At 70.3% G+C, this 20,220-nt stretch carries 23 protein-coding genes; 11 read left to right on the top strand and 12 right to left on the bottom strand.

Annotation, left to right across the window (positions count from 1 at the left end):
* The first annotated feature begins 16 nt into the window (after nt 1-16).
* The 6 genes from G361_RS0113425 to G361_RS0113400 all read left to right on the top strand — a co-directional run bounded on the left by G361_RS0113425 (nt 17) and on the right by G361_RS0113400 (nt 5,173).
* Complete coding sequence (locus tag G361_RS0113425; RefSeq protein ID WP_019927599.1) at nt 17-1,189, top strand: acyl-CoA dehydrogenase family protein; 1,173 nt, start codon at nt 17-19, stop codon at nt 1,187-1,189.
* 1 nt (nt 1,190) lies between these two features.
* Nucleotides 1,191-2,351 (top strand): CaiB/BaiF CoA-transferase family protein, encoded by a 1,161-nt coding sequence (locus G361_RS0113420; RefSeq protein WP_019927598.1) that lies wholly within the window; start codon nt 1,191-1,193, stop codon nt 2,349-2,351.
* A gap of 129 nt (nt 2,352-2,480) precedes the next feature.
* Nucleotides 2,481-3,281, top strand: a complete 801-nt coding sequence (locus G361_RS0113415) for a MaoC family dehydratase N-terminal domain-containing protein (RefSeq protein ID WP_155981660.1) — start codon at nt 2,481-2,483, stop codon at nt 3,279-3,281.
* 76 nt (nt 3,282-3,357) lie between these two features.
* Complete coding sequence (gene trxA, locus G361_RS0113410) at nt 3,358-3,684, top strand: thioredoxin TrxA (RefSeq protein ID WP_019927596.1); 327 nt, start codon at nt 3,358-3,360, stop codon at nt 3,682-3,684.
* Nucleotides 3,685-3,915: 231 nt separating this feature from the next.
* Complete coding sequence (locus tag G361_RS46935; protein ID WP_019927595.1) at nt 3,916-4,632, top strand: DUF2637 domain-containing protein; 717 nt, start codon at nt 3,916-3,918, stop codon at nt 4,630-4,632.
* A 67-nt stretch (nt 4,633-4,699) separates the two neighbouring features.
* Nucleotides 4,700-5,173: a hypothetical protein gene (locus tag G361_RS0113400; RefSeq protein WP_196814472.1), complete on the top strand. Its 474-nt coding sequence runs from the start codon at nt 4,700-4,702 to the stop codon at nt 5,171-5,173.
* 4 nt (nt 5,174-5,177) lie between these two features.
* Here the strand turns inward: G361_RS0113400 and G361_RS0113395 are convergent, their stop codons facing one another.
* Entirely contained in the window at nt 5,178-5,759 is a 582-nt protein-coding gene (locus G361_RS0113395) for a helix-turn-helix domain-containing protein (protein WP_019927593.1), read from the bottom strand.
* A 67-nt stretch (nt 5,760-5,826) separates the two neighbouring features.
* On the opposite strand from G361_RS0113395, the gene G361_RS0113390 reads away from it, so the two are divergent.
* A complete protein-coding gene (locus G361_RS0113390) occupies nt 5,827-6,783 on the top strand; it encodes an NAD(P)/FAD-dependent oxidoreductase (RefSeq protein ID WP_019927592.1) in 957 nt (318 codons plus the stop codon).
* Between the two features lie 16 nt (nt 6,784-6,799).
* Here G361_RS0113390 and G361_RS46930 read toward each other — a convergent pair whose 3' ends face one another.
* The 3 genes from G361_RS46930 to G361_RS0113375 all read right to left on the bottom strand — a co-directional run bounded on the left by G361_RS46930 (nt 6,800) and on the right by G361_RS0113375 (nt 9,167).
* Nucleotides 6,800-7,846, bottom strand: coding sequence for a PHB depolymerase family esterase (locus G361_RS46930; RefSeq protein ID WP_019927591.1), 1,047 nt, complete (start codon nt 7,844-7,846; stop codon nt 6,800-6,802).
* A gap of 167 nt (nt 7,847-8,013) precedes the next feature.
* On the bottom strand, nt 8,014-8,460 hold the full coding sequence (locus G361_RS0113380; protein WP_019927590.1) for a nuclear transport factor 2 family protein: 447 nt from the start codon (nt 8,458-8,460) through the stop codon (nt 8,014-8,016).
* Nucleotides 8,461-8,486: 26 nt separating this feature from the next.
* Entirely contained in the window at nt 8,487-9,167 is a 681-nt protein-coding gene (locus G361_RS0113375; RefSeq protein WP_019927589.1) for a TetR/AcrR family transcriptional regulator, read from the bottom strand.
* Nucleotides 9,168-9,233: 66 nt separating this feature from the next.
* Here G361_RS0113375 and G361_RS0113370 point away from each other — a divergent pair, with 66 nt between their 5' ends.
* Nucleotides 9,234-10,358 carry an NAD(P)/FAD-dependent oxidoreductase gene (locus G361_RS0113370; protein ID WP_019927588.1) on the top strand — a complete coding sequence of 375 codons (1,125 nt, stop codon included), beginning with the start codon at nt 9,234-9,236 and terminating at the stop codon, nt 10,356-10,358.
* A gap of 100 nt (nt 10,359-10,458) precedes the next feature.
* On the opposite strand, the gene G361_RS49385 is transcribed toward G361_RS0113370, so the two are convergent.
* The 3 genes from G361_RS49385 to G361_RS0113355 form a co-directional block, all read right to left on the bottom strand.
* On the bottom strand, nt 10,459-10,617 hold the full coding sequence (locus tag G361_RS49385) for a hypothetical protein (protein WP_019927587.1): 159 nt from the start codon (nt 10,615-10,617) through the stop codon (nt 10,459-10,461).
* 306 nt (nt 10,618-10,923) lie between these two features.
* Nucleotides 10,924-11,127 (bottom strand): cold-shock protein, encoded by a 204-nt coding sequence (locus G361_RS0113360; protein ID WP_019927586.1) that lies wholly within the window; start codon nt 11,125-11,127, stop codon nt 10,924-10,926.
* Between the two features lie 164 nt (nt 11,128-11,291).
* Entirely contained in the window at nt 11,292-11,483 is a 192-nt protein-coding gene (locus G361_RS0113355; RefSeq protein WP_019927585.1) for a hypothetical protein, read from the bottom strand.
* Nucleotides 11,484-11,759: 276 nt separating this feature from the next.
* Here G361_RS0113355 and G361_RS0113350 point away from each other — a divergent pair, with 276 nt between their 5' ends.
* The gene (locus G361_RS0113350; protein ID WP_019927584.1) at nt 11,760-12,830 is read left to right on the top strand and encodes an AI-2E family transporter; all 1,071 of its coding nucleotides are present in this window, start codon (nt 11,760-11,762) and stop codon (nt 12,828-12,830) included.
* Here G361_RS0113350 and G361_RS0113345 read toward each other — a convergent pair.
* Complete coding sequence (locus tag G361_RS0113345; RefSeq protein ID WP_019927583.1) at nt 12,800-13,720, bottom strand: AraC family transcriptional regulator; 921 nt, start codon at nt 13,718-13,720, stop codon at nt 12,800-12,802. The genes G361_RS0113350 and G361_RS0113345 overlap by 31 nt on opposite strands.
* Nucleotides 13,721-13,820: 100 nt before the next feature.
* Here G361_RS0113345 and G361_RS0113340 point away from each other — a divergent pair, with 100 nt between their 5' ends.
* Nucleotides 13,821-14,735, top strand: coding sequence for an MBL fold metallo-hydrolase (locus tag G361_RS0113340; RefSeq protein ID WP_019927582.1), 915 nt, complete (start codon nt 13,821-13,823; stop codon nt 14,733-14,735).
* A gap of 34 nt (nt 14,736-14,769) precedes the next feature.
* Here the strand turns inward: G361_RS0113340 and G361_RS0113335 are convergent, their stop codons facing one another.
* Nucleotides 14,770-15,399 (bottom strand): class I SAM-dependent methyltransferase, encoded by a 630-nt coding sequence (locus tag G361_RS0113335; protein WP_019927581.1) that lies wholly within the window; start codon nt 15,397-15,399, stop codon nt 14,770-14,772.
* 134 nt (nt 15,400-15,533) lie between these two features.
* On the opposite strand from G361_RS0113335, the gene G361_RS0113330 reads away from it, so the two are divergent.
* A complete protein-coding gene (locus G361_RS0113330) occupies nt 15,534-16,574 on the top strand; it encodes an alpha/beta fold hydrolase (RefSeq protein WP_019927580.1) in 1,041 nt (346 codons plus the stop codon).
* Between the two features lie 147 nt (nt 16,575-16,721).
* On the opposite strand, the gene G361_RS0113325 is transcribed toward G361_RS0113330, so the two are convergent.
* The 3 genes from G361_RS0113325 to G361_RS51605 all read right to left on the bottom strand — a co-directional run bounded on the left by G361_RS0113325 (nt 16,722) and on the right by G361_RS51605 (nt 20,220).
* Entirely contained in the window at nt 16,722-17,048 is a 327-nt protein-coding gene (locus G361_RS0113325; protein ID WP_019927579.1) for a hypothetical protein, read from the bottom strand.
* Nucleotides 17,049-17,218: 170 nt separating this feature from the next.
* Nucleotides 17,219-18,607 (bottom strand): amidohydrolase family protein, encoded by a 1,389-nt coding sequence (locus G361_RS0113320; protein WP_019927578.1) that lies wholly within the window; start codon nt 18,605-18,607, stop codon nt 17,219-17,221.
* Complete coding sequence (locus G361_RS51605) at nt 18,601-20,220, bottom strand: CoA transferase (protein ID WP_019927577.1); 1,620 nt, start codon at nt 20,218-20,220, stop codon at nt 18,601-18,603. Before G361_RS51605 ends, G361_RS0113320 begins: the two co-directional genes overlap by 7 nt.

Below are 20,220 nucleotides of genomic sequence, written 5' to 3'. Positions count from 1 at the left end.
CAGCCGAGGCAGGGTTATGTACGAGTTGTCCGAGGAAGAGACCGCGATCGTCGCCGTGGTGCGCGATTTCGTCGACCGGGAGGTCCGGCCGGTCGTCCAGGAACTCGAGCACGCCAATGTCTATCCCGAGAAGCTCATCGACCAGATGAAGGAGCTCGGCATCTACGGGCTGGCCGTTCCGGAGCCGTGGGGCGAGGTCAAGGTGTCCACCCCGTGCTACGCGGCCGTCACCGAGGAGCTGGCCCGCGGCTGGATGAGCCTGGCCGGCGCGATGGGCGGCCACACCGTGGTGGCCAAACTGCTGGTCGACTACGGCACCCCGGAACAGCGCGACCGCTACCTGCCGCGGATGGCCACCGGCGAGATCCGCGCCACGATGGCGCTCACCGAGCCCGGCGGCGGCTCCGACCTGCAGGGCCTGCGCACCACCGCGCGTCGCGCCGGCGACGGGTACGTGGTCGACGGCTCGAAGACCTGGATCTCCAACGCGCGTAGATCGTCGCTGGTCGCCCTGCTGTGCAAGACCGATCCGGCCGCCAGGCCCGCGCATCGCGGCATCAGCATCCTGCTGGTCGAGAAGGGCCCGGCCTTCGCCGACCCCGCCGGTTTCACGGTGTCGCGCGATCTGCCGAAACTCGGTTACAAGGGTGTGGAGAGCTGCGAGCTGTCCTTCGCCGACCTCGCGGTGCCGGCCGCGGCGCTGCTCGGCGGCGTCGAGGGGGAGGGCTTCGCGCAGATGATGCGCGGCCTGGAGGTCGGCCGCATCCAGGTGGCGTGCCGCGCGCTCGGCGTCGGACAGGCCGCCCTGGACGATTCGCTGCGGTACGCGCAGCAGCGGGAGACCTTCGGCAAACCGATCTGGCAGCATCAGGCGATCGGCAACTATCTGGCGGATATGGCCACCAAGCTGACCGCCGCCCGCCAGCTGGTGCAGTACGCCGCCCGGCGCTACGACTCCGGCGCGCGCGCCGATATGGAGGCCGGGATGGCCAAGCTGTACGCCTCCGAGGTGGCGATGGAGATCGCGTTGAACGCGGTGCGCGTGCACGGGGGCTACGGCTACTCCACGGAATTCGATGTGGAACGCTACTTCCGTGACGCACCGCTGATGATCGTCGGCGAGGGCACCAACGAGATCCAGCGCAATGTCATCGCCCGCCAGCTGATCTCCCGGAACAGGATCGACTAGCTTGTCCGCCAACGATTTCCGCCGGCCGCTCGACGGCATCCTGGTGGTCGCGGTCGAACAGGCCGTGGCCGCCCCCTTCGCCACCCGGCAGCTGGCCGACCTCGGCGCGCGCGTCGTCAAGATCGAACGGCCCGGCGCCGGTGACTTCGCCCGCGGCTACGACCGCACCGTCCACGGCGACTCCAGTTATTTCGTCTGGCTCAACCGCGGCAAGGAGAGCGTCGAGCTGGACCTGAAGGAGTCCGCCGACCGCCGGGTGCTGGACGCGATCATCGCGCGCGCCGACGTGTTCGTGCAGAATCTGGTGCCCGGCGCGGCCGAGCGGGCCGGGCTCGACGCGGCCACGCTGCGCGCCGACCGGCCCGAACTGATCCACTGTTCGATCTCCGGCTACGGCCCCGAGGGCCCCTACCGGTCGAAGAAGGCCTACGACCTGCTGTTGCAGTGCGAGACCGGGCTGGTGCTGTCCACCGGCACGCCGGAGGTGCCCGCCAAGGCCGGCTTCTCCATCGCCGACATCGCCACCGGGATGTACGCCTACAGCGGCATCCTCACCGCGCTCTACGACCGCGACCACACCGGCACGGGTGCGTCGCTGCACGTCGCGATGATCGACGCGCTGGGAGAGTGGATGAGCCAGCCCGCCTACTTCTCCCGCTACGGCGCCGAACCGCCCCGGCGCACCGAGGCGAAGCATCCGTCGATCTCCCCGTACGGTCCGTACCGCACCGCCGACGGCACCGTCTTCCTCGGCGTCCAGAACGATCGCGAATGGCAGCGGCTGTGCCGCGAGGTGCTGAAACAACCGGAGCTGCTGGCGGATTCGCGTTTCGGCAGCAATCCGGACCGGGTCGTCCACGACGCCGAACTGGCCGCACTGCTGGAGCGGGCCTTCGCCCGGCACACCAGCGCCGAGGTGGTCGAGTTGCTGGAGGTGGCCGGGATCGCCAACGCGTTGCTGCGCACCCCGGAGGAATTGACCCGGCATCCACAACTGGTGGCCCGCAACCGATTCCGCTCCGTGGATTTACCGGGCGGACAGATGGACGCGATGCTGCCGCCGGTGATGTCGGACGCCTGGGAGCCGAGCATGGGCGCGGTGCCGCCGCTGGGTGCGCACACGGCCGCGGTCCGGGCCGAATTCGCCGAGGACGCACGGTGACCGGAGTCGTTGCACGCGCGATGACGAGGGCGCGGGCGAGGATCCGGGGTACCGGGTGAACGCGGGCCCCGCGAGGACGGCAGCGATCGCGAAATCGACAGCAGGGAAAGGGGTACGGCGGTGAACGAGATGGTCGAGCGCAACGAGGTGTTGCTGCCCGGTCCGGCGCAGGCGCTGGCGGGATTGCTGGGAGTGACCGAGCCACAGGCGGAACTGCCGCTGCTGTGGCACTGGATCTATCTGCTGGACCGCCCGGCGCAGGCCGATCTCGGCCCGGACGGACATCCGTTCCGCAATACCGTTCCCGCCCCGCCGGATCCGGGCCGGCGGCGGATGTGGGCCGGCGGGCAGGTGACCACGCACGGGCCGCTGCGGCTCGGCGAGGCGGCCACCCGCCGTACCGAGGTGCTGAAAGTCGAAGACAAGCAAGGCCGTTCGGGCCCACTGACCTTCCTCACCGTCGGCCACCGGATCACCCAGGGCGACCGGCTCGTCGTCGAGGAGCGCCAGGACATCGTCTACCGCGAGGCGGTTGCCGGGCCGCCGCCGGAACAGGCCGAGCCGGCCCCCGACCTGCCGCCCGAGGACGGCGAGTGGGTCATCGACACCTCACCGACGCTGCTGTTCCGCTATTCGGCGCTCACCTACAACGGCCATCGCATCCACTACGACCGCGACTACGCGCGCGACGTCGAGGGCTATCCCGGTCTGCTGGTCCACGGCCCGCTGCAAGCGGTCGCGATGGCCGAATCCGCCCGCGCCCGTGGGGCATCCGGCAACCTCGTCTTCGACTACCGGCTGCGCTCACCGCTGTTCGACCATCAGGGCCTGATCATCAACCACGTCGAGAATGCCGGGGAAACAACGATATTCGCCCGCGACCGGAGCGGCCGGCGGACCGCCACCGCCACCCTGCGCCGGACCGAGTGACGAAACCGGATCAACGGGAGGATTCGGTCCGGGCCGAGGGCGTCCGCCGCCGGTCGCGCTGACCTACCATGGAGTGATGTCAGAGAAGATCGCGCACGTCACCGAGGGTTCCTTCGAGGCGGAGGTGCTCGGTTCCGAGGACCCGGTCCTGGTCGACTTCTGGGCGGAGTGGTGCCCGCCGTGCAAGGCGGTCGCGCCGATCCTCGACGAGATCGCCGAGGAGTTCGACGGCCGGGTCACCATCGCCAAGGTCAATGTGGACGAGAACCCGTCGCTGCCGAACAAGTACGGCATCCAGGGCATTCCGACGATGCTGCTGTTCAAGAAGGGTGAGGTGGCCGCCACCCAGGTCGGCGCCGCGCCCAAGGGACAGCTGGTCGAATTCCTCGAATCCAACATCTGAACCACCGCCGGTCGAACGGGTTCCGCCGCGCCGCGGCCCGTTCGACCCGGGACCGGGTCCGGTCGGACCCGGAACCGTCGCAAACCGGGCATCGGAAACCGCTCGGCGCGTTGACTTCTCGGTGTGTCTGCCGCCGAATGCCCAGGGGCACGGACAGTTCGGTCGAAAGGGACTCGACACGGCCGGGGCAATGAATCGGTTGCGGGGAGGTGGCCGTTAGGCTGTGCGCCCATGACCCCCATCGGATCCGAGAGCGACGACGCTGGTGCCGAGCAGACCGGTGATACCGAGAATCGTCGCAGCTTGGCGTCGCGGTTCCCGGGGTTCCAGGGGTTCCGGCCGGGGCCGCTGCATGCCTCGGTGGTGGTTTCCTGTGTGGTTGCCGTAAAGTCGTTCGCGATGTCGTTCGCGGCGCTGCACAGTCTCGCGATCCGTAACTATGTGCCGCCGGACCTGGCCGCGAACGTGCCGACCGCCGTGGACGGATTGATGGTCGGCTCCGTGATCGCCACCGCGTTCTTCCGCCGGCGCAGTCCGGGCTGGTGGTACGCGGTGGTGCTGTTCGTCTCGTCGACGCTGGTCTCGGTCGCCGGGAACATCGAGTACGCGCGGGAGATCGGTGGCGACGGGGTGGCGGTCGCGATCCATGCGGGAATGCCGTTGACGATGATGTTCGCGGTGCATCTGACCCTGCTGTTGTGGAACAACGGCAAACAGGACAACCGCGCGCGGACCCCCGAGCCCGAACCGGGACCGCGCATCGTCGAGGCCGAGACCGTACGTCTCGTGCCGGTCGACCCGTTCATGGAGAGCGTGGCCGGACATCTGCGCAATTTCGAACCGGCGCAACGGATCGCGTCGATGCGCGTCGAACCCGGCCCCGCGGGCACCGGATACCCCGCCGATCCCCGGTATCAGGCGCCGGCCGGCGAGCGGGTCCGGACCTGACGTCCACCTGTACACCGCAAACGAGAGTTGTTCCGTTACCGTCGAATTCGTCCAATGGAGTGAGCAGATGCCCTCAGCAATGTGCCAGAACCTGGATGTCAACCAATTCCGCGAGGTGGCGGGACGTTTGGCGACGATCATCCAGAACAGTCAGGATCGCACCACCGCGCTGAACCGATTCGTCGAGGCGGTCTCGGACGCGGACGTGTTCACCGACATGGTGATCAACTATGCCGGCCGGTGGCTGGCCGAGACCAGCGGGCAGTCGGTGCTGATCGGCCCGGAGATGTTCTGGCAGTTGTCCGCTCCGGATATCCGGGCCGGCGGACTGGTCGGCGACGGCAACGGCTGCGGTGAGAACGGCTGCGGTGAGCGCAGCCGGAAGATGTTGCTGGTCTGTGTGCTGGAGAGTCTCGCGCAGACGCACTGGCATCCGAACAACGTCGCCGAACATCGCGCGCCGGCAAGCGTTCTCACCGATCCCCGGATGGTCGCGAACGGTCTGCTGGATCACCGGATGGCGACCAACGGCGTCGGCTGACGGCTCACGCGGAGTTCTTCGGGCGGGCGCGGAAATGAGCGCGCTCGCCCTGCGCGCCGAAGAGGCTGAGGAATTCGACCGGTTCGTCGGAGGCGGCGCCGAACCAGTGCGGCAACTGGGTGTCGAATTCCGCGGCCTCACCGGGGACCAGGATGTGATCGTGATCGGCGAGGATCAGCCGCAGCCGCCCGTTGAGCACGTACAACCACTCGTACCCCTCGTGGGTGCGGGGTTCGGGGGAGCGGCGCAGACCGGGCGGGATGATCATCTTGTAGGCCTGGATCCCGCCCGCGCGGCGGGTCAGCGGGATCATCGTGAGGCCGTGGCGGGTGAGCGGGCGCATGTGCACCCGCGGATCGCCGGTCGGCGGGGCGTCGACCAGTTCGTCGAGGGTGACGCCGTGCGCGCGGGCCAGCGGCAGCAACTGCTCGAGGGTCGGCCGTCGGCCCCCCGATTCCAGCCGCGACAGCGTGCTGACCGAGATGCCGGTGGCGGCCGAGAGCTCCGCGAGCGTGGCCTCCCGCTGGATCCGCAGCGCCCGCAACCGAGGCCCGACCGAGTCGAGTGTCCGATCCAGATCTTCCATGCCTCCGATTTTGCCACAACGGCAAATCTGTTTGCCAATATCGCGACACGGTCGGCATCGTGGGGCCATGACGAACGACAGTTTTGACGTGGTGGTGATCGGCGGCGGGGCCGCGGGCCTCAACGGCGCCCTGATGGCGGCCCGCTCCCGGCGCTCGGTGCTGGTGATCGACGCGGGCGCCCCGCGCAACGCCCCGGCCGCCGCGGTGCACGGCCTGTTCGCCCGGGACGGGGTGTCACCCGCGGAACTCGTGGAACGCGGCCGCGCCGAGGTCCGCGGCTACGGCGGCGAGGTGGTGACCGGGGAGGTCACCCGCGTGACCGGCACGCTCGACGACTTCACGGTCGAACTCGCCGACGGCCGCGCACCCCGGGCGCGCCGGCTGCTGGTGACCACCGGACTGGTGGACGAACTCCCCGACATCCCGGGCCTGCGCGAGCGCTGGGGCCGCGATGTGGTGCACTGCCCGTACTGCCACGGCTGGGAGCATCGCGACGAGGCGATCGGCATCCTGGCCGCCGGGCCCATGGCGATGCACGCGGCGCTGCTGTGGCGGCAGCTCGGCCCCGACGTGGTGATCTTCACCGGCACCGGCGACGCCCCGGACGACTCCGAACGCCTTGCCGCCCTCGGTATCCGGGTGATTCCCGGCGCGGTGGCCGCCGCCGAGATCGCCGGGGATCGCCTCACCGGCGTCCGCCTGCGGGACGGCACGGTGGTCGCCCGCGACGCGCTGGCGGTGCCGTCCCACATGGTCGCCCGAGCGGACTTCCTGTCCGATCTGGGCCTGCACCTCGTCCCGCATCCCAGCGGTATGGGTGAGCACATCCCGGTGGACCCCACCGGCCGCACCGAGGTGCCCGGGGTCTGGGCGGCCGGCAACGTCACCGACCTCACCGCTCAGGTCGGCGGCGCGGCCGCGGCCGGCGCTTGGGCCGGCGCGCAGATCAACGCCGACCTCGTGACGGCGGACGCGGACCGCGCCGTCGCCGAGTACCGCGCGCGAGCCGCCGCCCCGGCGTGACCGGCGGCCCACCTGGTCACGGCAGCGGATGTGCCCGGAAGAAGTCCCAGATGATCTGGTCGGCGCTGATCGAGGTGGTGGTCGTGCCGGTGAGCGCGGCCGGGAAGGCGTAAGCGCTTCCGGGCCAGGTGTGCCCACCGCCGATCACCGAATACAACTGCACGGCACCGTTTTCGGGGCAGGGATAGGTGGTCAGGTCGACGTCCGGGGTGACGTGGGTCTGGGCGGGCGTCGCGCCGCAGCCGTTGCGCCGCGCCCAGGCGGCGGCGTTGTCCGGAATGCTCTGTAGCCCGGGGCCTTGTACGGACGGGCCGCCGTCCTGCTGTACGACCGACCCGCTGCCGTCCGGCGCCGGCAGGTAGCGAGCGTTCGGCCCGACCCCGCCGGTGTAGGCGATGATCGGATCGGCGGTTCCGTGGAAGGCGACCACGGGCACCGGCCGGGTCGGCCGGCACCAGTCGAAGTCCTGCAGCCCGGCGACCGGCGCCACCGCGGCGATCCGATCCGAGAGCCGGCACGCCAGTGCGGAACTGGTGAAGGCGCCCATCGACAGCCCCGCGGCGTAGACCCGCCGCTGATCCACGCACGCCGTCGCCTCCACATGCGTGAGCAGATCCGACAGATAGTCGACGTCGGGCTCACCCGGGGCGAAAGCCCAACGCGGCAAACCGGGTTCGTCGAGCTGCGGGGTGACGGTCACGAATCCGTGCGCGATGCCGAAATCGCCCAGCCCGCTGCTGCCGTGCTCGATCTCCGCCGGTTCGAGATATCCGTGCAGATCGAGCACCAGCGGCAGCGGACCGTCGGCCGCGGCCGGTACATCGAGGAGGTAGTGCCCGGTCTGGCCGCCCGAGGCGAACTGCGCCGTGGACGACCCGCCCGCGGGCCGATCCGCCGCACCGCATCCCGCGGATGCCACGACCGCCGGATCCGCCTGAGCCGTCACGGTTTCCACGGCCGACAAGGTCGCCGCACCGGCGACGACCGCCGCGAGCACCGCGCCGATCCGGCGCCGCTGCCGGGATGAACCCGCCCGCCGGGCGGACATCGAATTTCTGAACATGAGAAGCATGCTCTCACCCACCCCGCCCCCGGAATATCAGGAACTCTGATATTTGGGGCCGATCACAACACCCCGATCATCTCGTCCTCGATCGTATTGTGCGGGCTACGAGGGGCGAGTGGCCCACCGGCGTTCCTGCGACCGGTACCGCGGTCCCGGTCCGTGCGTCAGCCCAGCGGCCGCCCGCGCAGGTGGTGGCGGAGGTCGCCGGTCAGGTTGATCTGCACCCGGCGCTCGGCGAATCGCCATGTGCCGTCGTGGTATTCGAAGCGGTCCTGGTAGCGTCCGGCCGCGATCGGTTGCAGCGGGAGGTCCGGCAGCGCCTGGAAGACGGTGACGTAGGAGCGGGCCGTCGCGGTACCGGCCGATTCGTCGATCTCGACGGCGATATTGGTGGTGACGTGATGGGTGCGCGGGGTGCCGTCCTCGTACCGGATCACCGTATCGCGGAGCATCCGCTCGACCGCCGCACCGCCCTCGGCCGAACCACCGCCGCCGATGAAGACGGCGTTCGCGAAAAGGTCTCCGACACCGGCGAAATCGCCGGTGTCGACCAGTTCCGCGTATCGGGCGATCAGGTTGGTCACGGCGGCCGTGCCGGTGGATGCGCTCATGCCGCGAGGGTATGCGGCCGGGGCGGTTACTTCGAGAGGCGGGCCGCGATGCCGTCGAGCAGGAAATCCAGGCCGGTGTCGAAGGTCTCGTCCGGGTCGAGATGGGCGGCGTCGCGAATGACCGTGGCCAGCCGGGGGAATCGGCCGGTGTCGAACATCCGCCGCAGATAGGGTCCGGAGGCGGACTGCCACTGCTCGGTGTCCATCCCGGTGACGCGCTCGGCGCGCCGTTCGGCGATCTCGCGGCGCACCGCGCCGATGACATACGCGTTCACGGCATTGGTCACCGGCATGACGATATCCACGTCGACCGCGCCGAGCCCGGCCACCACGGCCTCGCCCCGGGCCAGGGCGTGCGGCCCGAGCTGCGGCCGGCCGCCGATCAGGTCGGCGAACCATTCGTGCCGGTGTGCGGCCGCGCGCGTGCTCTCGGCCATATCGCGCAACACTTCTCGCCAATCGTCGCCGGTCGGCCGGATCTCGGCGTAGACCGCGTCGACCATCAGATCGAGCAATTCGTCCTTGGTCGCGATGTAGCCGTACAGCCGCATCGGGCCGACCGCCAGCGCGGCGGCGACCTTGCGCAGCGAGACGGCCTCCAGACCGTCCGCATCGGCCAGCCGGATCGCCGTCGCGACGATTCGCTCTCGGCTCAACGGGGCCGGGACCGGCCGATTCGGCGGCTCCGGCCGCTCCCACACCAACATGCCGCTGACGATACAACGCACATACCGATACAGTGTCCAAGAAAATACAGTGTATCGGAGGCTGTCATGACCATCGCGATCGTCGGAGCCGGGCCCGGCGGCCTGGCTCTCGCCCGAATCCTGCACCTCAACGGCCTCGAGGCCGTCGTGTACGAACGGGACGCCGCGCGCGCCGCGCGCGGCCAGGGCGGGATGCTGGACCTGCACACCGCGACCGGACAGCGGGCCCTGCGCCTGGCCGGTCTGCTCGACGGATTCCACGCGATCGCGCGCGGCGAGGGGCAGGACATGCGCCTGCTCGAGCCCGACGGCACGCTCCTGTTCGAGGAGGACACACCGGACGATGCCCCGTTCGAGCGGCCCGAGGTCGACCGCGCCGATCTGCGCGACCTGTTACTGGATTCGATCCCGGAGCACACGGTGCGGTGGGGACACGCAGTCGCCCACGCCGGGGACGGACGGCTGCACTTCACCGACGGCGGCACCGCGGCCTACGACCTGCTGGTGGGCGCCGACGGCGCGGAATCCCGGATCCGGCCGCTGCTCACCGACATTCGTCCGGCGTACACCGGCCAGCACAGCATCGAACTGGGCATACCCGAGATCGATCGCACCCATCCCGAACTCGCGGCGATGGTCGGACGCGGCAACTTCTGGGTGTTCGGTGACCGGCAGGCCCTGGTGGCGCAGCGCAACGGCGACGGTCGCGTCCGGGTCTACGCCAACTTCTACGCGGATCCGGGCGCCGCCGAGAGTTGGTTCGCCACAAGGGAAATCCCGTTGGGTGACCCGGCGGCCACCAAGGCCCGCCTGATCGAGCTGTACGCCGGCTGGGACGCGCGGTTCACCGCGCTGATCGCCGCCTGCGAGGATACGGTCCGGCCGCGATCGGCGACCACCCTCCCGCCCGGCCTGACCTGGCCGTCGAATCCGGCTGTCACATTGATCGGCGACGCCGCGCATCTGATGCGGGGAGCGGGGGAGGGCGCCAACATGGCCTTGCTCGACGGCGCGCTGCTGGGCCTCGCGCTGGCCGCACATCCGGACGACTTCGCCACGGCCACAGCCGAATACGAGCGCGAGATGTTCGAACGCACCGGCGCGGCGGCCCGGATGTCCGCGAACATGTACGAGGACCTGGCCGCCCCGGATGCCGCCCGTAGGCTACTGGCGTTCTTCCGGCGGGACTGAGGCCCGATCGGATGCACCGGGACAGCGCCGGCGCGGGCTGGAGATTTCGGTAATCGACTGGGCGGCAGCGGATTACGACCGGTAACGGTTCGGCAGGTGGTCAGCCGCGCTCGGGGCGCCGCGAGTCGTGCTCCCGGACGTTCTCGGGCACTGCGAGGAATGTCGGCCGCAGGTCGATGGGCACCGTGGCGGGTGCGCTGTCGATATTCGCGTCCTCGTGACTGAACAGCTGGGCGCGCAGGGGTTGCTCGTCGCTCACGATCGTCCTTCTCGGTTGTCGGTGCAGAGGGGCCGCGCGTGGCCGGCGTACCGGCCGCGTGGTCCCGGCGGTGATGGAAGTTCCGGTGCCGAATCCTCGCCGGATCTCGACCCGCGATACATCTCTACCGGGTCGCCGGCGAAAGGTCGCAACCGGTCGAGTCGGGCCGCGCGTGTCGCTGCGTGTCGCGAGCCGGGAAGGAGGTTCGCCGAAATACTCGTCGGCGTGCGAGGACGGAGCGATCGAGAGGCAATCGCTGTATGCACGAAACCCGCTCCGTCGGTGCGGGTTTCGTGCTGTCGGCGCCTAGATGGGGCGGACGCTCTGGGCCTGGGGGCCCTTCTTGCCCTGGCCGATCTCGAACTCCACGCGCTGACCCTCTTCGAGGGACTTGAAGCCGGAGCCGGAAATCTCGGAGTAGTGGACGAAAACGTCGGGTCCGCCATCGTCTTGCGCGATGAACCCGAAGCCCTTTTCGCCGTTAAACCACTTGACACTGCCTTGCGACATATTTTGAATTTGCTTCCTGTTTGTGAGCCGAGCGATCACATCAACTACCCGTGCCCGTCACCAGCATGTCACACTTCGGCGCGCCGGACGAAGACGGCCCGATTACCACGCCGGTCGGCCACGTCGGTGGCCGCCCGGCGACGTCTCGGTAGGAGCGGGTGCGCCTACTTCAATTCGGACAGATCGAGGCCGAGCATGGCCAGCAGTTCCACGCACTCGGCGGCGTCCTGCGAGTGGACCGCCACCGTTTTCGCGGCCAGCGCGTTCCGCTCGAGATGTGCCGCCTTCTCGGCGGCACGGACGTCCGCGAACGCGAGTGCCGGCTCGGCGAGTGGGTTGCTTCGGGCCGAGGTCAATGAAGGCTCCTTGCGAGTAGCCCCGACCGAACGCCTGGTGCCTGCGGTCGAGGGCCGAGACTCGACCGGGTCCGGTGCGATGACCGGCGATCGGGTCCGACCGTTGCGACGTTACCCGCTCGGCGCGCGCGGCACTCGGTTACCACCGCTCTCGCATCCCGGTTGTCCGGCCGCCTCGCCGGAATCCGGCTCCGACGTTAGGGTTACGACGTAGCGGCCGTATCGGGTGACAGTCGAGGAGTTCGGCATGACATCGACGTCCCGATCGGGGCGCGGATGAACGCGCCCGCGCCCGGCCTGGTGTTGCGCTGGGCGGCCGCCGCGACGGTGGGTGTGCTGCTGGTGCTCGTCGCCGCGTACGGGATCTACCGGGTGCGCAGCCTGCTCGTGCTGGTCCTGGTGAGCCTGTTCCTCGCCGTCGGCCTGGACCCGATCGTGCGCTGGCTCACCGGGCGCGGCCTGCCCCGCTGGCTGGCCGTGCTGATCGTGGTGCTGGTCGCACTGGCCCTGGTGGCCGTATTCGTCTGGTCGATCGTCCCGCCGCTGGTGGATCAGGGCAGCCGGTTGGTCGGCGACCTGCCCGGCTATCTGGAACGGGTTTCCTCCCGATCCAGCCCGGCCCGCCGCGTCGCCGACCGCTACCACCTGACCGAGCGGCTGGCGGATCTGGCGAGTCAGCTGCCGGGCAAGCTGTCCGGCGGCGCGATCGGCTTCATGCGGGAGTTCGTCGGACTGCTCGCCTCCACGGTGACCGTGATCGCGCTCACGATCTACTTCATGGCCGATATGCCCCGGCTGCGTCACGGCATCACCCGGCTGTTCCCGCCGCCGCGCCGCCCGCGCGCGGAGGAGGTCGTCGACGTGGTGACGGAGAAGGTCGGCGGCTACATGCTCGGCAACATCACGGTGTCGCTGATCGCGGGTGCGCTCACGTTCGTCTGCCTGCGACTGGTCGGTACCTCGTTCGCGCTGCCGCTGGCGGTCACCGTCGCCGTCACCGATCTGATCCCGCTGATCGGGGCCACGCTGGGCGCGATCGCCTGCCTGATCGTCACCGTCTTCAGCGCCGACCTGTGGCCCGCGGCGGTGATCGTGCTGCTGTTCTTCCTGGTCTACCAGGCGTTCGAGACCTATGTGCTGGTGCCGCGGGTGTTGCACAACGCGGTCGATCTGTCCTCGGTGACGGTACTGCTGGTCGCGCTGACCGGCGGTGCGCTGCTCGGCCTGATCGGCGCGCTGATGGCGATTCCGATCGCGGCGGCGATCAAGGTGCTGTTGTCGCCGCGGATGGCGAATCTGTACGACGAACCGGACGATCAGCCCGCCGACGAGCCCGCCACGCCGTGATCGTGGCGGTAGCGGCCGGGTGCGGTGCCGAACTGCTTCTTGAACGCGTGCGAGAAGGCGTAGGCGGTGGCGTAGCCGGCCCGGTCGGCGACGGTGGCCAGTGGTTCGGTGGTGTCGCGGAGCAGCGCGGCGGACCGCGTCAGCCGCCACCAGGTGAGATATCCCATCGGCGGCCGGCCGACCAGCGCGGCGAATCGGCGGGTCAGCGTGGCGCGGGAGACGCCGATCTCGACGGCGAGGCGATCGTTGGTCCACGGCGCGTCCGGATCGGTGTGCAGGGCCCGTAGCGCGGCGGCGGTGACCGGATCGGTGAGCGCCGCGGGCCACGTCCCGGTCCGGCTCTCGGCCATCCACGCGCGGATCATGTAGACCAGCAGCAGATCGAGCAGGCTCGGCACCGCGACACAGGAACCGGGGCGGCGCTGATCGGCCTCCGCGGCCAAGAGGTCGATGGCGGCCCGCAGTTCGGGATGTTCGCCGAGACGGGCGGGTAGATGGATGATCGGCGGCAGTTCCGCCACGAGGGGATGGCGGCCCTGCCGGTGCAGCCGGTACTTGCCGCACAGGGCCTCGAATTCGGCTGTGCCCGAATCGTTTCCGGCCGGCTGCGCGGCGCGCCACTGCTCGAACGGCACAGCTCCCGCGGCGCTGGGCCGGTCGGCGAGGAAATGTCCCGCGCCGTGCGGCAGCAGGATCGCGTCCCCGGTGCCCAGCCGGACCGGCTCACCCTCGTCGGGCAGCACCCAGCAACTGCCCCGCAGGACGATGTGGAATCCGGCGCCGGAATACGGGTCGAGCCGGGTGCACCAGTCGCGCTGCCGGGTGTGCAGCCGGCTCGACGACGGTTGCCCGAGGCGCACGGCCGCGATCGCATCGCTCAGTACATCCACGCCCCGATATTACCGGGGCACTCAGCATTGAGTGGATCGCGTATCAATCCGAGCATCGGGCACATTGAACGACTCATATCGCCTTCCTAGGCTCGACAGCATGGAGAGTTCGCAGAGCATCGTGCTGGGGGATGTCGAGATGTTCCGGGTCGTCGAATGGCAGGGCACGCTGATGTCCGGTCCCGAACTGCTGCCCGGGACCACCGACCGGACCTGGCGGGACAACATCGACTGGCTCGCACCGGACCACTGGGATCCGGCGACCGAATCGGTGGTGGCGACGATCCAGACCTGGGTGCTGCGCAGCGGGGGCCGCACGATCCTGGTCGACACCGGCGTCGGCAACGGACGGGAACGGCCCGGCCGCGCACTGTTCCACCGGCGCCACGGTGACTTCCTCGACCGGCTGGCGCGTGCCGGGGTGCATCCGGACGAGGTCGATCTCGTGATCAACACCCACCTGCACGGTGATCATGTGGGCTGGAACACCCGGGACGCCGACGGGCAGTGGGTACCGGCATTTCCCCACGCGCAGTACCTGATTCCGGCCGCGGACGACCGCTGGTTCGGCCCCGCGGGCGGCTACGCGGGCGGGCGCCGGCCCGACGACCGGCTCCTCTACGAAGACAGCGTGGCCCCGATCCACCGGGCCGGTCGGGCCGTGCTCTGGGAGGGCACCCATCGCATCGACGATCGTCTGGTCCTGGAATCGGCGCCGGGCCATACTCCCGGATCCTCGGTGCTGACAGTGGAATCCGGCGCCGAGCGCGCGATCCTCGTCGGCGATCTGGTGCACAGCCCGCTGCAGCTGCTCGACCCCTCGTGCGGCAGCTGCCTGTGCCTGGATCCGGCGCGGGCCGCCGCCACCCGGCACCGCATCCTCGAACGTGCCGCCGACCGAAGGGAATTGGTGATTCCGGCGCATTTCGGTGGCTCCGGCGCGGTGGAAATACGCCGCACCGGAACGCATTTCGAGCTCGGCGAGTGGGCGGCCGCGTCGGCCGTACCGCGCTGACCGTCCGGGTCGCGCGCACCGCTCCCGATCCCGGTCAGCGTCGGCGGGCGGTGCCCACGACCAACGGCACGATGGTGGACGCCGAGGTCGGCATCCGGGTGTGGTCAATCGTCTCGACATCGAAATCGGCAGTGGCGAGCAGTGATTCGAAGTCACGGTTGGCATGGCAGCCGTCGGCGAGGCGGCGTTGCAGCGGGGTGAGCAGGTCCTGACAGCAGCCGCGCAGGCCGGTGCCGCGGACGTGCTCGTGGAACAGGAACTGCCCGCCGGGTTTCAGTACCCGGTGCACCTCGCTCAGGGCCAGGGCCGGATCGCGCACCGAGCAGAACACCAGGGATGCGGTGACGGTGTCGAAACTCGCGTCCGGGAACTCCAGGGCATGGGCGTCGCCGTCCACGATGGTGACCGGTGCGGTGGGTGTGCCGACCGACTCCGTCAGCCGGTCGCGCATCGCCGGATTCGGTTCCAGCAGAACGAGTTCGGGTAGATCGTCGGGGTAGTGCGGTACGGACAGGCCGTTACCCGCCCCGATCTCGAGGGTGCGGCCCCGGGCGCGGGCCAGTTGCGTGCGGCGCAGTTGCGCCTGTCCGGCCCGCTCGACGCGGGCCATGAAGCCGGGATACCAGCGGGCGAAGAGGCGCTGGCCGAAGGTTGCGGAGGTCATGATCGAGAGTCTGACGCGTGGCGGCGGCCCCGGGCATGGCCCGTTCGGGCCATGATGAATGGCCGGAACGGGTGATACGCGGGCCACGCCCCGCGCGATTACCTCATGTCGTGGGAACTGTGCGAGGTGACATCGTGTTGCGTGTCGAGGATCAGGTCGTCCGCCACATGAAGACCGTCGGCGGCGACATCGCCTACTCCGCGGTCGGCAGCGGGCCCGCGCTGCTGGTCGGCGGCTGGTGGTGCAGCCATCTGACCCTGAACTGGGAGGATCCGCTGTTCCGGGCCTACCTGTCCGGGCTGGCCACCCGATTCACCGTCCTCCGGTACGACCAGCCCGGCCGCGGCATGTCCGGTTCGGCCGGCACCACCATCGGCCTGGCCGACGAGATCGCCGTGATCACGGATCTCCTCGACGCGCTCGGCGTGGCGCGCCTGGCCGTCCTCGGCGCCTCCTCCGGCGGGGCCGTCGCCGCCGGCCTCGCCGCCCGCCTGCCCGACCGGGTACACCGTCTCGTGCTCTACGGCGCGTTCGCGCGGGGTGCGGACATCGCGCCGGAGAGTGCTCGCCGGGCCATGGTGGACACCATCTCCGCGCACTGGGGACTGGGCTCGCGGCTGCTCGCCGACGTCTTCCTCCCCGGCGCCGACCACACCGAACGCGACCGTTTCGCCCAGTTCCAGCGCCTGTCGGCCACCGCCGACCAGGCCGCGCGATCCCTGGCCGCCACCTACGAACTCGACGCCACCGAATATCTCGCGGCCGTCACCACCCCGACCACGGTGCTGCACCGCCGGGAGGACCGCGCCGTCCCCTTCGCCCTCGGGGTCGACGTCGCGCGCCGCATCCGCCGCGCCACCTTCGTGGAACTGCACGGCGAGAACCACTTCCCGTGGCGCGGCGACGCGACCGCCGTCGCCGACGCGACGCTGCGCGCCCTCGGCCACCCCGTCCGCCCCCGCCCCGCCCCGCCGGGCCCCGACGCGCTCACCGAGCGGGAACGGGAAATCCTCCGCCTGGTCGCCGAGGGCCTCACCGACGCCCAGATCGGCGAACGCCTCACGCTGAGCCCCCACACGGTCCACCGCCACGTCGCCAACGCCCGCACCAAACTCGGCGTCCGCTCCCGAGCCGCCGCCGCTTCGGCCCTGCGCACCGATCGGCCCCCGACCTGATCGCGGACCGGCCCGATGCCGGCCGCAGTGTCGTCGCCGCCGATCGAAGTCGACCGGAATGTCCCTGCGCCACAGCGATATCGAGCTGTCGTCGGACCGCCGGGCCGTCGCGGTGAGTGCGAACTCCGGCACCTCAGGTGCACTCGTTCACACCCGGGATACGGTGGCCCGATCCTCCGTCGAACGGGCCGTCCACATCCGGCTCCACCGCTGCCGGCCGCTCGGGAACAGCAACAGGGGCAGGGATACGACGAGCAGCGCGAGCAGAGCCCAGTCGCGAAGCTCCTCGAGCAACGCGCGGACGATGATCGGGACGCAGGCGACGAAGGCGAACGCGCACAACACGACCAACGGCCACAACCTGTTCTGCCAGGCCGCGATCGCACCGCACGCCGCCAGGACGCCGACCACTATCGCGACGCCGGTGGTGAGTTCGCGGACGATGTCCTGCCGCCGAAATGCCCGTCCTGCCATGAGATTGACCTCCCGTTGTCCCGCTCGCCGATCCGGCCGAGTCGCGTGCTCGTTCGTCGAACGCGCCGATATGAAGCGGTATCGCGTATTTCGGGCAATACGCATCAATGCCCGCGTGCGATACGCGTCAACGGCCCGCGTGCGAGCGGCCGGACGGTTGCCGATACGGCTCAGTTCGGGGCGAGGTGGATCGGGTGGCCGTCGACGATGGTCGCGGCCACCGCTTCCCCGGCGGCGGCGCGGAATTCCGGTGGGGGCACGCGCAGGAGGGTGAGATCGGCGGGCTGGCCGGGCTCCAGGGTCCTGGGTACGGCCGGATGGTCGGAGCGGCCCAGCAGTAGCGAGATCGCGGTGTACAGCGAGATGTCCTCCGGCGACGAATGTTCCGGGGTGCGGGAGACGGCGGCGGCGACCATCGGCCAGGGATCCGCATCGCCGAAGGGCGCGTCGGTGCCCGCGGCCACCGGGACACCCGCGGCCAGCAGGGTGCCCAGACGCCACAGGTCGGGACGGTCGGCCGGATCGACCTCGGCGGCATACTGTTCGGCGCGTTCCACCGGGAAATGCGGCTGCGTGACAACCGTGACGCCGCGGGAGCGCAACCATTCGAAGGCTTCCGGCGGCACGATCGCGCCGTGCTCGATGCGGTCGCCGGGCAGCGGGCCCGCCATGTCCAGGGCGGTCATGGTGAAGATCAGCTGAACCCTGGTGACGCAGTGCACCGCGACCGGCCGGCCCGCCGCGTGCGCCGCACGGATCGAATCGGCGAAGTGCTCGAGATCGGGCAGCGTGGCGTCGTCGAGCAGAAATTTGGTGGGCCCCAAGGTGAATCGGCGAACACCCGGATCGGTGATACCCGGTGGCGCCATGCAGTGCAGGCGCTGCGGGATGCGGCCGTCCGCGGTCGCGGCGGCGAGGCCCGCCACCTCGTGCTGGGCCAGACCCGGTGTGGCATCGGTGAATCCGGTGATCCCCCGAACCGCGGCGCGGCCGGCGACCGCCGCGAGATCCGGCTCCCGGGTGCCGAGCCGAGCGCCGAGCCACGCGTCCATCCGCCACAGCCGACCGTTGGCGCGGCCTGCCGAATCCCGTTCCACCCCGGCCTGTTCGCACTCGTCGACCCCGAGCGCTCGGCAGGCCGCCGAATTGAGGATCCACAGCGCCCCGGACCGGTGCTGGATGCGCACCGGCCGATGGAGGGGGATCAGCCGGTCCAATTCGGCGCGGTCCAGCCCGGATTCGGGGTCCTCATGATACCCGACTCCCCGAATCCATTGTCCCGCAGGCAGTTCGGCATCGGCCCGACGCAGCGCGGCGGCGAGCCCGGCCCGGTCGCGTACCTGCGGCGGACCCACCCGCACCGAATCCTGTTGTGCCGCCAAGGCCCGGAGATGGATGTGATGATCGTGTAGCCCCGGCAGCAGCCAGCCACCGGCCGCGTCGATGTCGTCCTCGCCGAAAATCGCCCGTAATCCGGTGCCGCACTCGGTGATCCGACCACCGTGCCATCGCACGTCCGTATACGTCGCACCGAACACCACGGCGTTGCGGATCAGCACGCGGCACGCTCCGGCACCCGCGGCGGCAGCACCTGCTGAGTGCGGTCGAGGGCGGGGCAATGGATCTCCCAGCCGTCGCCGTGCCGGACCAGCGCGTGCGGCCCGTGATCGGGATCCGGGGCCGCGGCGAAAGCGGCAGTGGTAGCGCGCATCGAAAGATCCAGCAGCAGACCACCACCGGCGCGCGCGGCATCCACCACAGCGAGTGCCGCGCAGATACCGGACAGCGGATCCCCGACCGCATCCGCGCAGAAGACCGGTTCGAGTGCGCCCGTACCGATTTCGGGCCGATACCAGCCGACCAGGCCACCGGCCACGGCGGCATCGTCACCGAACGACACCCGCAACGGATCGTCACGACCGTTTCCGGTGAGACTCAACCAGATTCGCCCCGGCCGATGGGATGTCAGCTCGGGGGAGAGGCCCAGTTGCGCGAGCGCGCGCGGTCGCGACGCCTCGATCACGATATCCGCGGCGTCGATCAAGGCGGCCAATTCCCTTCTGCCGGAATCGGAACGGAAGTCGATCGAACGAAATTCGTGCCCCCGGTGCAGCAGTTCGAAGAACCGGGTGTCGGCACGAGTGCCGTCGGGCCGATGCACACTCTCCACCTTCACCACCCGCGCCCCGGCCCGGCCGAGCAACTGCGCGCACAACGGACCCGCCCACATCGACGACAGATCGACAACCAAGCTGTCCTGCAGTGCCACAACAGGTTTCGGCTCCGCAATCCGGCTACGCCGCCACGGCACCGGAAACGCGCCCCCATCGCCTGTGCCTGTGCAGTCGTCCATGTTCGAGCCGCCCCCGGCCCCGGCCCAGCCCACGCCCACGTCTTTGGTCCCAGCCCCGCTCACCCCTCCGGCTCCGCCCGCGCCTCGGGTCCCGGCCGCGCCTCCAGCTCCGGCCGCGCCTCCGGCCCCGGTCACGTCTCGGGCCCCGGTCACGTCTCGGGCCCCGGTCACGTCTCGGGCCCCGGTCGCGCCTCGGGCCCCGGTCGCGCCTCGGGCCCCGGCCACCCCTCCGGCCCCGCCCGCATCCCGGGCCCTGGCTCCGGTCACGGCCGAACCCGGCAAGGCACCCGCAGGCACGCCGAGGAGCTGTACGCGATCGACGAATTCCTCAGCAGTAGACCGGATAGCTGTGCGGCGCAGCGCCTCCCAGGGATCACCGTCGACCACATCACCGACGATCGCCGGCACGGATTCGATATCGTCGGGACGGCTGAGCGTCACCGCGCACCACCCGTCGGCGGTGCGCAGCAACCGCGTCGCGCCACCGGCCGACCGCTGCCCGGCGCGATGTTTTCCGTGCAGACCCGCCCGCCCGGACAACGCGAGGGCGGCATCCACCGCCACGGGCGTACCGGCCTCCGCGGTCACGGCCTCGAAAACCCGCACCACCGCACGCAGCAGCCCGTACGCGCCCGCCGGTGACGACACCGGCGGCCCCGCCTCGGGCCCGGTCAGCGCCATCGCCCCGCTGGCGGCCCAGGCCAGCACCGCGCACTCCGATTCGGCCGCAAGGGGTTCGGCTGCCGGGGGTGTGTGCAGCCACTGCCGCACCATCCGGGACCACGTCCCGGGTGCGGCGTCGTCGCCGAACGCGGACAA

This window comes from Nocardia sp. BMG111209, from assembly GCF_000381925.1.
In the GTDB taxonomy this organism is placed as follows: Bacteria; Actinomycetota; Actinomycetes; order Mycobacteriales; family Mycobacteriaceae; genus Nocardia.
This window is presented reverse-complemented; position numbering and strand designations above follow the sequence as displayed.

What these genes read in the sequence shown, in the direction of transcription:
- G361_RS46935 (WP_019927595.1), top strand. Translation starts at nt 3,916, where the DNA reads ATGACCCCCATCGGATCCGAGAGCGACGACGCTGGTGCCGAGCAGACC.
- G361_RS0113400 (WP_196814472.1), top strand. Translation starts at nt 4,700, where the DNA reads ATGCCCTCAGCAATGTGCCAGAACCTGGATGTCAACCAATTCCGCGAG.
- G361_RS0113380 (WP_019927590.1), bottom strand. Translation starts at nt 8,460, where the DNA reads ATGAGCGCATCCACCGGCACGGCCGCCGTGACCAACCTGATCGCCCGA.
- G361_RS0113340 (WP_019927582.1), top strand. Translation starts at nt 13,821, where the DNA reads ATGGAGAGTTCGCAGAGCATCGTGCTGGGGGATGTCGAGATGTTCCGG.
- G361_RS0113395 (WP_019927593.1), bottom strand. Translation starts at nt 5,759, where the DNA reads ATGGAAGATCTGGATCGGACACTCGACTCGGTCGGGCCTCGGTTGCGG.
- G361_RS0113325 (WP_019927579.1), bottom strand. Translation starts at nt 17,048, where the DNA reads ATGGCAGGACGGGCATTTCGGCGGCAGGACATCGTCCGCGAACTCACC.
- G361_RS0113375 (WP_019927589.1), bottom strand. Translation starts at nt 9,167, where the DNA reads ATGTTGGTGTGGGAGCGGCCGGAGCCGCCGAATCGGCCGGTCCCGGCC.
- G361_RS0113390 (WP_019927592.1), top strand. Translation starts at nt 5,827, where the DNA reads ATGACGAACGACAGTTTTGACGTGGTGGTGATCGGCGGCGGGGCCGCG.
- G361_RS0113425 (WP_019927599.1), top strand. Translation starts at nt 17, where the DNA reads ATGTACGAGTTGTCCGAGGAAGAGACCGCGATCGTCGCCGTGGTGCGC.
- G361_RS0113360 (WP_019927586.1), bottom strand. Translation starts at nt 11,127, where the DNA reads ATGTCGCAAGGCAGTGTCAAGTGGTTTAACGGCGAAAAGGGCTTCGGG.
- G361_RS0113350 (WP_019927584.1), top strand. Translation starts at nt 11,760, where the DNA reads ATGAACGCGCCCGCGCCCGGCCTGGTGTTGCGCTGGGCGGCCGCCGCG.
- G361_RS0113370 (WP_019927588.1), top strand. Translation starts at nt 9,234, where the DNA reads ATGACCATCGCGATCGTCGGAGCCGGGCCCGGCGGCCTGGCTCTCGCC.
- G361_RS0113415 (WP_155981660.1), top strand. Translation starts at nt 2,481, where the DNA reads ATGGTCGAGCGCAACGAGGTGTTGCTGCCCGGTCCGGCGCAGGCGCTG.
- G361_RS0113335 (WP_019927581.1), bottom strand. Translation starts at nt 15,399, where the DNA reads ATGACCTCCGCAACCTTCGGCCAGCGCCTCTTCGCCCGCTGGTATCCC.
- trxA (WP_019927596.1), top strand. Translation starts at nt 3,358, where the DNA reads ATGTCAGAGAAGATCGCGCACGTCACCGAGGGTTCCTTCGAGGCGGAG.
- G361_RS46930 (WP_019927591.1), bottom strand. Translation starts at nt 7,846, where the DNA reads ATGTTCAGAAATTCGATGTCCGCCCGGCGGGCGGGTTCATCCCGGCAG.